This window comes from Conexibacter woesei DSM 14684, assembly GCF_000025265.1.
GTDB lineage: Bacteria > Actinomycetota > Thermoleophilia > Solirubrobacterales > Solirubrobacteraceae > Conexibacter > Conexibacter woesei.
This window is the reverse complement of the sequence record NC_013739.1, coordinates 2,936,223-2,948,509: the sequence shown is the minus strand read 5'-3', so window position 1 is coordinate 2,948,509 and position 12,287 is coordinate 2,936,223. Positions and strand designations below refer to the sequence as shown.

The 12,287-nt window shown below is 73.0% G+C and carries 8 protein-coding genes; all 8 read right to left on the bottom strand.

All coding sequences use genetic code 11. The features are described from left to right. Positions 1-13 precede the first annotated feature (13 nt). The 8 genes from CWOE_RS13750 to CWOE_RS13715 all read right to left on the bottom strand — a co-directional run bounded on the left by CWOE_RS13750 (position 14) and on the right by CWOE_RS13715 (position 12,285). Positions 14-1,774: a gamma-glutamyltransferase family protein gene (locus CWOE_RS13750; protein WP_012934227.1), complete on the bottom strand. Its 1,761-nt coding sequence runs from the start codon at positions 1,772-1,774 to the stop codon at positions 14-16. After that, positions 1,771-2,193, bottom strand: a complete 423-nt coding sequence (locus tag CWOE_RS13745; RefSeq protein ID WP_012934226.1) for an allophanate hydrolase-related protein — start codon at positions 2,191-2,193, stop codon at positions 1,771-1,773. Before CWOE_RS13745 ends, CWOE_RS13750 begins: the two co-directional genes overlap by 4 nt. 134 nt (positions 2,194-2,327) lie before the next feature. Then, entirely contained in the window at positions 2,328-3,662 is a 1,335-nt protein-coding gene (gene eno / locus CWOE_RS13740; protein WP_012934225.1) for a phosphopyruvate hydratase, read from the bottom strand. Continuing rightward, positions 3,640-4,665 carry a phosphotransferase family protein gene (locus CWOE_RS13735; RefSeq protein ID WP_012934224.1) on the bottom strand — a complete coding sequence of 342 codons (1,026 nt, stop codon included), beginning with the start codon at positions 4,663-4,665 and terminating at the stop codon, positions 3,640-3,642. The genes eno and CWOE_RS13735 overlap by 23 nt, the downstream gene beginning before the upstream one ends. Continuing rightward, positions 4,662-9,455, bottom strand: a complete 4,794-nt coding sequence (locus CWOE_RS13730; protein WP_012934223.1) for a hypothetical protein — start codon at positions 9,453-9,455, stop codon at positions 4,662-4,664. Before CWOE_RS13730 ends, CWOE_RS13735 begins: the two co-directional genes overlap by 4 nt. Positions 9,456-9,505: 50 nt before the next feature. Then, positions 9,506-10,336 carry a fumarylacetoacetate hydrolase family protein gene (locus tag CWOE_RS13725; RefSeq protein WP_012934222.1) on the bottom strand — a complete coding sequence of 277 codons (831 nt, stop codon included), beginning with the start codon at positions 10,334-10,336 and terminating at the stop codon, positions 9,506-9,508. 33 nt (positions 10,337-10,369) lie between these two features. Beyond that, positions 10,370-11,308, bottom strand: a complete 939-nt coding sequence (locus CWOE_RS13720; protein ID WP_012934221.1) for a dihydrolipoamide acetyltransferase family protein — start codon at positions 11,306-11,308, stop codon at positions 10,370-10,372. After that, on the bottom strand, positions 11,305-12,285 hold the full coding sequence (locus CWOE_RS13715; RefSeq protein WP_012934220.1) for a C-terminal binding protein: 981 nt from the start codon (positions 12,283-12,285) through the stop codon (positions 11,305-11,307). The genes CWOE_RS13720 and CWOE_RS13715 overlap by 4 nt, the downstream gene beginning before the upstream one ends. Positions 12,286-12,287 lie beyond the last annotated feature (2 nt).

Genomic DNA, 12,287 nt, shown 5'->3' with positions numbered 1-12,287 from the left:
CTCTCTCTCGCTCCTAGCGCCCGAGGGCGTAGTTGATCCGCCGCGGATCCGCACCCGCGGCCAACGCCCGCCGGCCGTCGGCCGGCGCCTGCATGTCCAGCACCATCGAGACGGCGCCGGCGTCGAACTCGAAGTCCGGCCACCGGCGCACGTCGTGACCACGTCGTGCGAGCTCCTCGGCGACGTCGTCGCCGAGGCGGCCCTCGAGCGAGACGCGCGCGGGCACCTCGCCGTGGGGGAAGAAGGAGTCCGGCCAGGCGAAGGCGGCGAAGCGCGGCGCCTCGACCGCCTGCTGCGGCGTCATCCCGAAGACCGTCAGGTTCAGGAACGCCTGCAGCATGCCCTGCAGGATCACGTCGCCGCCGGGGCAGCCGAACGCGAGCACGCGTCCGTCGTCGCCGAGCGCGATCGCCGGCGCGGGCGTGAGCCGCGGGCGCTTGCCGGGCGCCAGCGCCGCCGGGTGGGCCGGGTCGAGGCGGCTCTGCACGCCGCGCGGCGAGATGAAGATGCCGAGCTGCTCGATGATCGGCGCGCCGTCGATCGTGTCAGACGGCATCGCCGAGAACGCGTTGCCGTCGGCGTCGATCGTGCAGAGGTAGGTCGTGTCGAAGCGGCCCGCGTACGCGGCGCCTCCGGCGCTCAACCCCGGCGTCGCCTCCGCGGCGACGATGCTCGCACGCGCCTGCTCGGCGCGCTCGTCGGACAGCAGCCGTTCGAGCGGGACGTCGACGAAGCGCGGGTCGCCGTAGTGGCGCTCGCGGTCGTAGAACGCGAGCTTCGTCGCCTCGGCGACGAGGTGGACGTACTCCGGCGAGTTGTGACCGAGCGCCGCGAGGTCGTACCCGTCGAGCGTCGCGAGCGCCTGCAGCAGCGCGGGGCCCTGACACCAGGTCGTCGGCGTCCAGACCTCCCAGGAACCGGTCCGGCGGTGAACCGCCGGCTCGATCTCGGCGTCGAAGCCGGCGAGGTCGTCGAGCGTCAGCCAGCCGCCGTTCGCGACTGAGTGACGGGCGATCGCCTCCGCCGGCTCGCCCTTGTAGAAGGCGTCGTGGACGGCGTCCAGCGCGGCCTCGCGGGTCGCCCCACGCTCCGCCGCGGCGAGCTGCTGCAGGAGGCGGCCGAGCGCGTCCTGGACCAGCCGCTCGCCTGCCCGCGGCGGCCGTCCCGCGGGCCAGTAGATCGCACGCGAGGACTCCCACTGCGAGAAGCCGGCGCCCATGATCTCGAACGAGGAGGCGAGCCGGGCGTCGAGCGTGAAGCCGTCGCGCGCGAGGGCGATCGCGTACGCGGCGCAGTCGGCGAAGGTCCAGGTGCCGAAGCGCTGGAGCGCTCGCACCCACGCCGACAGCGCGGCCGGCACGATCCCGACCGGCGCGCCGAGCGGCATGTCGTCGCCGTAGCGCGCGGTGAACGTGTCGATCGTCGCCGACGCGCCCCACCAGCCGCAGCCGGCGACGCTGTGAACGGTCGCCTCGGCGGCGGGCTTGACGACGATCGGCGCGACACCGCCGAGGTTGCACTGGTCGGACTGCACGACGTTGCTCGCCAGGCCGGCGGCGACGCCGGCGTCGACGGCGTTGCCGCCGCGCTCGAACACCTGCGCGGCGACCTGCGCGACCAGCGGATGCCCGGCGGCGACCATGTAGCGCTCGCCGACGAGCGTCGGCCGCAGCGACTCCGGCGGCGGGAACGCCTCCGGCGTCGGGCCGTCGGCGCGCATGCCGCCACCGATCGTGTTGCGCGGCCCGTCCGCGTCGACGATCGCTCTCGTCATCTGCCCGTCTCCTCGCCGACCGTCGCCGCGGACCGCTCGGCGATGTACGCGCGCCAGCCGCCGAGCTGGGTGATGTCCGTCGCGGTCGCCGGCAGCTCGCCTCCGGTCCAGACGACGCCGATGCGGTGGCCGGCGGCGTCGTCGAGCTCGATCACGCCGATGCCGAGACCCGCCGGTTCGCGTTCGAGGACGCGCGCGAGCTGTCGCAGCTCCATCGCGTACAGCTCTCCGGCGATCGCCGTGCCGTTCTCGTCGTCTCGGACCATCGCGGGATACGACTCGTCGATCGCATGCAGGCGGTAGGCCGGGACGGTCGTGCGCTCGCCGAGGAAGGTCGCCCCGGCGAGGTTGTCGTGCAGCTGCAAGCCGCGCATGAGCGTGCCGTTGACGAACAGCTCGACAGTGGAAAGCGAGGTCATTTCGCGACCGTACTCGGATCCAATTCCTATGTCAAGAGCGGGCCGCTTGCCGCTTAGTTTTTAGAAAAATGTGATGTTATCTGCCCTCATGCGAATCAAACTTGGATCCGAGATCAGCGCAAATGCGCCGTTGTTCAGGAGACGCCGACCCGGTCGTCCACGCCGAAATCGCCACTGCCCGAGAGACGACTGAGCGCGAGCGGCGGTGCGAGCTGGGCCGCGTCGCCGAGCTCGCGCTCGATCCGCAGCAGGCGGTTGTACTTCGCGAGCCGCTCTGACTGGGTGACCGAGCCGATCTTGATCTGACCGCCGGCGAGGCCGACGGCGAGGTCGGCGAGCACGGGGTCCTCGGTCTCGCCGGAGCGGGCCGAGATGACGGTGGTGAAGCCGGCCGCCCGCGCGCGCGACACGACGTCGACGGTCTCGCTGATCGTGCCGATCTGGTTCATCTTCACGAGCACGGCGTTGGCGGAGCGCTCGGCGATGCCGCGCTCGAGGCGGTCGAGGCTCGTCGTGAAGAGGTCGTCGCCGATCACCTGCAGGCGCGAGCCGAGGCGGGCGGTCAGTCCCGCCCACGCGGGCCAGTCGTCCTCCGCCAGCGGATCCTCGACCGACACGATCGGGTGCTCGTCGGCCAGCTCCGCAACGTACGCGGTCAGCTCGGCGGGGTCGAGCGTGCGGCCCTCCGACGCCAGCCGGTAGCTGCCCGACGCCGGGTCGTGGAAGTGGGTCGCCGCGACGTCGAGCGCGTAGGCGACCTCCTCGCCGAGCGCGAAGCCGGCCCGCAGGACGGCCTCGTCGAGCAGGCGCAGCGCCTCGCGGTGGTCCGCCAGCGCCGGACCGTAGCCGCCCTCGTCGGCCTTCAGCGTCACGAGGCCGCGCTCGGCCAGCAGCTCCCCCATCGCCGCGTGTACGGCGACGACCGCCTCCAGCGCGTCCCCGAAGCGTTCCGCCGCGACCGGGATCACGAGGAAGTCCTGGAAGTCGAGCTGGCGGCCGGCGTGGAGTCCCCCGCTGAGGATGTTGACCATCGGCCGCGGAAGCGTGACCTCCCCGCCCCGGGCGAGGTGGCGCCACAGCGGCTGCCCGGCGGCGAGCGCCGCGGCCCGCGCGGTCGCGAGCGAGACGGCGAGGATCGCGTTGGCGCCGAGGCGGGACTTGTCCTGCGTCCCGTCCAGCTCGCGCAGGACGGCGTCGACGGCACGCTGCTCGGGCTCGCGGCCGATCAGCGCCGCGGCGATCTCGCCCTCGATCGCCGCGACCGCCCCGCGCACGCCGCGACCGCCGTAGCGCGCGGGGTCACCGTCGCGGCGTTCGACCGCCTCGTGGCGGCCGGTCGACGCCCCGGACGGCACGCTCGCGCGCACCGCGCGGCCGTCGGAGAGCGTGATCCGCGCCTCCACCGTCGGACGGCCGCGCGAGTCGAGGATCTCCAGCGCGTCCAGCTCAGCGATCGTGATCGGGGTCATCGGGCTCCATGTGGTCGAGGTGGTCTGGTGCGAGCGCGAGCGCCGCGCCGACGTCGTCGAGCGCACCGTCGAGCAGAAGGCGGGCGCCGTAGCGCTCGACCGCCGCTCTGTGCTCTCCCTCGACGAGCGTCGGCAGCGGCGACTTGCCGCAGACGCGCGCGAGCAGCAGGCAGCCCAGCTCGGCGACGACGGCCCGCTCGTCGTCGGCCAGCCCGCCTGCCGCCCGGTAGGTCTGCCAGAAGCACGCCGCGTCGGCGGCCGCCGGGGCATGCGCGCGCCCGGGCCGGCTGCCGTCGAGCAGCAGGTGCATCAGCATGAACGCGACGTCGAACGACGGGTCGCCCCAGTGCGCCGTCTCGCAGTCGAGCATCAGCACGCGGTCGGGATAGGCGATCACGTTCTTCGGCGAGAAGTCGCCGTGCGAGAGCACGGACCGAACCGACAGCAGCCGCCGCACCTCGCGGCCGATCGCCTCCGTCAGCTCCGGGCGGGCCCGGGCGACGGTGCGGTGGAACGGGTCGACGCGGCCCTCCACCAGCGGCATCAGGTCGCCGAACTGCTCCGCGACGGCGCCGTCACCGGCGGTCGCCGCCTGCAGCCGCGCGAGCAGCTCGGCCGCGGCGGCCGTCGCGCGCGGACGCGTCTCCCCCGCGCGCAACGACTCGGCCCAGACGACGCCGCCCGGCGGCGCGATCGTCATCCCGAACGCGAACCGCTCGGCGTCGGAGAAGACGACCCGCGGCGCGACGCCGGGCGCGATCCGCGCCAGCAGCTCGAGGCAGTCGCGCTCGACGAAGACCCGCCGCCGGTCGAACTCCCACTCGGCGGCGACCCGCATCCGCTCGTGCGTCTGCTTGACGACGACGCCGCCCTCCTCCCACTCCGCCAGCAGCACCGTCCCGGAGACGCCGCCGCCGAGCGGACGCACCGCGACCGCCCCCTCCGAGGGGGCGATCGCGAGATCCCGCAGATAGTCCGCGAGATTGCCTGCGTCCAGGATCATCCGGTCGCCTGGATGCTGTCGAGGAAGACCGCCGCACCGCGGGCCTCCTGCGACTTGGCGCCGGTCACGACCACTCTGATCGTGCGCGCAGCCGAGGTCGCCCAGCTGCGCTTCCACAGCAGCGCCTGCCACGTGTTCGGTCCGCGGTAGCCGAACGTGTCGACGCGGTCGGTGAAGACGCCGTCGACGTAGACGTCGACGACGCCGCACGCGTCGCAGCGGCGGCCGATCAGCTCGACCGTTCTGCCGGTCACCGTCGCCTCCGCGGTCAGCGGCCCGGACGGCGTCGACGTCGTCAGCGGGTCGTACGACGGCGCGGCGGCTCTGCCCGTCGCGGTGTACTCGACCTGCGGATCCCAGCTGGTCTGGTCGGAGCTGTACGTGCCGTTGCGGTTGATCTCGAAGCGGATCGCGTCGCCCTCGGCGACGTCGAGGCCTCTGAGGTCGAACGCCGACCCGGTCCCGTCGGTCGCCGCGATCGTCCGCGGTCCGAGCACCGTTCTGCCGTTGCGCGTCACCCGCACGACGACGCCGTCGCCGGCCGGGTTGGTGTCGAACTTGAACGGTCTCGAGGCGATGTCGACCGTGCCCGTCACCGGCGCGATCCACGTCCGCGCCGTGTCGATCGACTGGCCCGGGTGCTGCACCCGCTCGAACACCCAGCCGCCGGTCGACGGCGTCGCGTCGTGCCACGTCGGCCCGGTCGCGAAGCCGGTCGGCAGGAACGACGCGATGTCGGTCCACGAGCCGTTGCGCTGGTCCTGGTAGCGCCAGTTGCGGTCGCCCTGCACGTCGCCGAACTGCTGGCAGGCGAGCTGGCACGCGCCCTGGTATCTGACCGACGGGTCCCACCGCGTCAGGTCGCCGGCCCACGTCGCACCGGCGGCGATCTCGAAGCGGATCTGGTCGCCCTCCGCCACCGTCACCCCCGTCGCCCCGAAGGCCGAGCCGGTCGTGTCGCCGGCCGCGATCGTCCGCGGCCCCGCGACCGTCGTCCCGTTCTTCGTGATCTTCACGACGACGCCGTCGCCGGCCGTGTCGATCTTCGCCGGCACGCCGTCGACGTCGACGACGCCGGCTCTCGGCGCGGTCCACGCGCGGGCAGCGCCGCCGGCCGCGCCGGGACGGATCGCGTCGCGCAGGACGAGGCGCGGCCCGCTGCCCGCCCCGTCGCTCCAGCCGGGTCCGTCCGCGCTCGCGCTCCCGTACTGCGAGAGGTCGCTCCAGCTGCCGCCCGACTCGCCCTGGTAGCGCCAGTCGCCGACGCCCTGCAGCGCCGAGAACGACTGACAGGCGAGCGCGCAGCCGCCGGCGGGACGGCGGTAGAGGATCTCCGGATCCCAGTTCGTTCTGTCGGAGTTGTACGTCCCGATGCGGTTGATCTCGAAACGGATCTGGTCGCCGGCCGCGACCGTGACGCCGGCGAGGTCCATGTCGGCGCCGACCTTGTCGGTCGCCGCGATCGTCCGCGGGCCGGCGATCGTCGTGCCGTTCTTCGTGACCTTCACGACGACGCCGTCGCCGCCCGCGACGTCCTTCGCGGGCCGGCTGGCGATGTCGATCGTCCCGCTGCGCGGCGCCGTCCACGTGCGCGCCGTGTCGATCGACTCACCGGGATGGATCGCCTGCGGGAAGACCCAGCCGCCGACCGAGGGCGTCGTGTCGTGCCAGATCCGGCCGTAGGTCGGATCTCTCGGCGTGTAGGTCGCGATGTCGCTCCAGACGCCGCCGCGGAGGTCCTGGTAGCGCCAGTCGCTGCCGCCCTGCGTCCCGCTGAAGCCGCCGCACGCGGTGCGGCAGACGGTGAAGTCGTACTGCTGCGCGGTGGAGGATGCGGTCGAGGTGATGCTCTGGTTCGACGCCTCGACCTGGGCGCTCGGGCGCTTCCAGCCCGTTCCGCCGTAGGTGAATGCGTCGTCCTCGGTGACGGTCGGGCGGGTCGTGCGCACCCGCAGGCCGTCGACGTTGACCGCGGTGCCGGTCGAGCGCGTGTTGCGGTCGGGCAGCACCGTGATCTCGACGCGATGGCGCGCCGTCGAGTTCCACGTGCGCGAGAAGACCGGGATGCGCCAGTTGGTCTCGTCGGGCGCGAACAGGTCGACGACCGTCCGCTCTCTGCCGTCGATCGTGACCGCCGCCTTGCCGTTGCCCGGCCCGAGCTTCGCGTACCAGGTCACGCCCGAGCCCTCGAAGACGTGGCCGACGGAGTCGCCGGCGGTCGAGGAGACCGACAGCGTGCCGGCGTACGCCTCCACTCTGCCCGTCTGGTGGCTCCAACCGCCGCCGGCGTATCTGAGCGCGCCGGCCGCGCCGTCGAGCACGATCGCGTCGGTCGCGGTCGGCGTCGTGGAGACCGTCGCGGAACGGTTGCCGTCGGCGTCGAAGGCCCGCACCGCGTAGGTCGACTGGGTGCTCGCCGCAGGCGAGTGGTCGAAGTAGTAGGTGCCCTTGCTGACGACGGCGATCCTCGCGCCGTCGCGCAGCACGTCGTAGCCGCTGAGGAAGTGGTCGTCGCTCGACGCCGGCCAGGTCAGCCCGACGCCCGGGACGCTCATGTTCGTCTCGTATCTGGCGGTGACCGAGGCCGGCGCGGTCGGCGCCGTTCTGTCGCCGCCGGCGCCGGGCCGCTTCGGCATGCCGAGCCAGATCAGCTCACCGGTCTGCGGGCTGGTCAGCACGATCCCTCTGCTCATCAGGTCGGCGCCGGTGCGCGTCCCCGCGGTCCCCGTCCCGAGCTGGAAGCTGACCGTGTAGCTGTCGCCGGGGTTGAGGCCCTTCGGGTGGACCGTGACCGCGCCGGTCTGGTCTCTGCCGAGCATCAGGATGCTCTTGGTGCCGTCTCTGCTGACGCGCTGAAGCCAGGCGCGCTGCACGCCGGTCCCGCTCGGGTGGTAGTAGCGGATCCAGCGGCCGGCGACGCCGGCGGCCTTCAGGTAGCGGTAGCGCTCGACCACCTCGCGCAGGCACTCGAGCTTCGCCGGGTCGCTCGTCGTGCCGGTGTAGTCGGGCGTGAACGCGAGCGTGAAGTTGAACGCGGCCGAGCACTGGTCCGGGACCCAGGCGTCCGGCATGCCGGAGATCTTGTCGACCGGGAACAGCCGCGACGCGTCATAGAGCGCGGTGTCGCCTCTGTCGTCGGTGAAGCTGGCGCTGGAGGAGCGGCGGATCAGCTCCCAGCCGAACTCGGTGCCGCCCGAGTTGACGCTCTGGATCGAGGAGTCCGGGCGCGCGTCGAGGAAGCCGAGGCTCGCTCTCACGAGCGCCTCGCTCTGCTTCAGCTGGATCGCGCCGTTGGCGTTGCCGATCGGGCAGACGTCGTTGCGCCAGGCGTGGTCGCCCCACTTCTGCGCGTTGCCGACCAGCGTTCTCTGCAGCCAGTCGGCGGCGAGCGGGATCGACAGGTCGATCAGTCTGAAGCCGAAGACGTCGTTCTCGCTGCACGGGACGCCCTGCGCCCACCACGCCGGGTTGACGTTGTACGCAGCCGCGCCCGTCTGCGAGTTGTACGTCGGCTGATAGAGCGTCTGCCGGATCCCCGACTTCGCGAGGTAGTCGTGGCTCTGTCTCCAGTCGGGGCCGTTCCACGTGCCGATCTGGTCCCACCAGCCGTAGTCGCGGTGGTAGCCGTCGGCGCCGACGTGGCGCATGTGGTCGGCGAGGCCGAAGACCTTCTGCAGCAGACCGGTCGGGTCGTAGCCGCCGCCGGTGCCGTAATAGCCGGAGGCGCCGGCGCGCCAGAAGCCGAGCATCCGCACGCCCGCGAAGTATGGGTCGCGCGTGTAGTCCCACAGGTATCTGTACTGCCACGCGAGCAGCCGGTTGGTCATCTCGTCGTGGTCGCCGGCGTAGGTCAGCATCCACGATCTCGGGGTCGTGACGCTCTCGCCGGGCGCCACGCTGGCGTCGAAGTTGGGCAGCGTCACCGACACGCCGCCCGGCGCGCCGTCTACGCTGCCGACCGCTGCCTTCCAGCGGCCGTGCAGGTCGAGCCCGAACGAGATCCCGTCCTCCCGCGCGACGTTGCGGAAGTCGAGCCACGGGATGTAGGTCGCGCTCGTCTCCTTGTAGGCGACCTGCGTCGCGCATCTCTGCGCCAGCGCGTCGCTGCCGCACGCGAGCTGGTCGTAGCTGTCGAAGTCGCGCCGGTAGGTGCTCGACAGCGGCGCGACGCGCGAGGTCCACGAGCCGTGGTTGAGGTGGCCGGCGCTCGCGCCGGTCATGAAGGTCAGGTCGACGTCGTTCGCCGCCGCGTCGGCGCCGAGCATCCGCTGGTGCAGGAAGCTCGGTCTCGCCAGCGTTCTCGCGCTCGCGGACGTGTTTCTGTAGATCACCTGCTCGCGGATCAGCGAGGTCGACGGGAAGACGACGTAGCGCTTCGTCACGTCGACGCCGGTGCGCGACAGCGTCACGTCGAGCTGGATCGCCTCCTCCCCGCCGACCGTCACCGTTCTCGCCGCGCCGGCACCGCAGCTCCAGCCGCCGGTCGAGCCGCGCAGCGTCGTCCCGTCCCACTCGAAGCGGAACTCGTCCGAGGCCGTCGTCCCCTGCACCAGCTCCTGCGCCGGCGAGGCGACCTTGTTCTTCAGGCTCGTCATCTCGAACTCGCCGCCGGCGAGCGCGACGACCTTCTCGACACCGGCGGTGCCGAACGTCCAGCTGCATGCGTTCGCGTCCTGGTTCGCGTATGCGTCCCCCGACGTGACCGCGTGCGCCCCCGCGGGGGCGCCCAGCGCGATGCCGGCCGCCGCGGCGCACGCCGCCACGACCGTCCTCCGTTGCCTGACGAACACGGCTCTCTCCTTCCGATGTTCCGATACGGATGCGGTCGCTGACGCGCGCCTCAGCGCACGTCGGCGACCGTGTTGCGCAGCGCGCCGATCCCCTCGATCTCGACCTCGACGACGTCGCCGTCGTGCAGCGAGCGGATCGGGTCCATGAACTCGCCGCAGCCCCACGGCGTGCCGGTGACGATCACGTCGCCGGCCTCCAACGTGAAGCTGTGCGAGCAGAACGAGATCAGCCCGGCGACGCCGACCAGCATCTCCTTCGTGCTGGAGTCCTGCACGAGCTCGCCGTTGACGCGCGTGCGCAGCGGCAGCGCCTGCGGATCGGCGATCTCGTCGGCGGTGACGATCACTGGGCCGAGCGGGCAGAACGTGTCGAGGCTCTTGCCGCGCACCCACTGGCCGTCGGCGAACTGCACGTCGCGCGCGGAGACGTCGTTCGCGACCGTGTAGCCGAAGACGTGCGCGAGCGCGTCTCCCTCCGCGACCCGCGATGCGGTTCTGCCGATCACGACCGCCAGCTCGACCTCCCAGTCGACTCGCTGCGTGATCGCGCGGTCGACCTTGATCTCGTCGCCGTCGCCGATCACGCTGGTCGTGAACTTGGCGAAGACCGGCGGCTGCTCCGGCGCCTCGAGCCCCGCCTCCTTGACGTGGTCGAGGTAGTTGAGCCCGATCGCGACGATCTTGCCCGGCCGCAGCGGCGCCAGCAGCCGCGTGCCCGCGTCGAGCGGCGATCCGGCCCGCCCTCCCGCCGGGTGGAGCGCGGCGCCGCTCGCGATCAGCGCCTCCAGCGGCGTCGCGCCGTCGCCGATCGGCAGCAGCGCGCCATCGCGCTCGATGACGGGCACGGTGCCCTGCGGCGTCTCCGCCGTTCCAACTCGCATGCTGTTCCTTCTCTTGTCTGGTTCGCGTCGCCGCTACAGCAGCAGCGACAGGGGTCGTTCGAGCAGCTCGCGCACACGCGCGAGAAAGCGGGCGCCGTCGGCGCCGTAGAGGATCCGGTGGTCGCACGTCAGCGCCAGGTCCATCACGTGGCCGAGGGCGAGCGCGCCGTCGCGCACGACCGGCTCCTGGCGCAGCGCGCCGACGGCGAGGATCGCCGCCTGCGGCGGATTGACGATCGCCTGGAAGCGGGTCACGCCGAACATGCCGAGGTTGGAGACGGTGAAGGTGCCGCCGGCGAGGTCGGCCGGGGCGATCGTCCCCTCGCGGACGGCCGTCGCGAGACGGCGGGCCTCGCGCGCGATCTCGCCGAGCGGGAGACGGTCGGCGTCGGCGATCACCGGCACGACGAGCGCGTCGTCGGCCGCGACCGCGAGCCCGACCGAGACACGCTCGTGCAGCTCGAAGCCGTCGCTGGTGTAGGAGCCGTTCGCGCGCGGGTGGTCGCGCAGCGCCAGTGCGCACGCCTTCACGACGAGGTCGTTGAAGGAGGGCGCGCGGCCGGGCTCGGCCGCGGCTTTGAGCTGGGTCCGCAGCGCGACCGCCGCGTCCATCGCGACGCGCGTCTCGACGAGGAACTCCGGCACGGTCGCCTTCGCCTCCGCCATCCGCCGCGCGACCGTCTGCTGGAGGCGCGTGAGGGGTTGGAGGGTGGAGTCGCCGCGGCCGGAGGGGGCCGGGGCGGCCGCAACGGCGGCGGGCGACGGCGGAGCGACGGACGCGGCAGGGGCGGCGAGAGCGGCAGCCGCTGCGGGCGGGGCCGCCGCGACCGCCGCCTCCACGTCCCGCCGCACGATCCGGCCGTTCGGGCCGCTGCCGCTCAAGGCGGCGAGATCGATCCCCTGGACGTGGGCGATCCGGCGCGCCAGCGGCGAGGCGATCAGCCTCCGCGGGCGGGTCGCGAGCGCGCTCACGAGGCCGCGCTCCGGCCGTCGAGCGCGATCCGGCCGCCGCGCAGCTCGCGGCCGACGAGGTAGTCGACCATCGCGTCGGCCGTCATCGTCCGCGCGCGGCGCTCGGCGGCGGTCGAGTACCAGCCGAAGTGCGGCGACAGCAGCAGGTTCGGCGCCGACAGGATCGGGTCGTCCGCCGCCGGCGGCTCCGCGACGAGCACGTCGAGCGCCGCGCCGGCGATCTCCCCGTCGTGCAGCGCCTGCGCCAGCGCCGGCTGGTCGATCAGCCCGCCGCGCGAGACGTTGACGAGCACGGCGCTGCGCTTCATCGCGCGCAGCCGCGCGGCGTCGATCAGCGCCGTCGTCTCCGGCAGCAGCGGCAGGTGGAGCGTGACGACGTCCGCCTCCTCCAGCAGCGCGTCGAGTGAGGCCACGAGCGACACGCCGTCCGGCGCCTCCGTCACGCCCGGGTCGAACCCGCTGACGCGGCCGAACAGCGGCGCGAGCAGCGCCGCGGTCGCACGCCCGATGCGGCCGAGCCCGACGACGGCGGCGGTCTGCTCCGACAGCGGCGCGACCGGCGCCAGCTCGCGCCAGGCGCCGTAGTCCCGGCGTGCGACCGCGTCGCCGGGCAGCAGTCTCCGCTGCACGCCGAGGATCAGCGCCAGCGCATGGGTCGCGACCTCCTCGGTCGCGTAGTCGGGCACGTGCACGACGCCGACGCCGCGCACGGCCGCCGCGTCGAGGTCGATCGCATCGAGGCCGATGCCGGCGCGGCCGATCACGCGCACCGACGGCGCGAACGCCTCGACGCACGCCGCCGGCAACGGGTCGACGGTGACGATCACGCCGTCGGCGCCGGCGGTCGCCGCCGCGATCTCCTGCGGTGTCTCCAGCGGCGCCAGCACCACCTCGACGTCGTCGCCGCGCAGGTGCTCGCGCTCGATCTCGACGTCGCTGAACGTGCGCGCGGCCATCACGAACTTCAGGCGGGGCATCG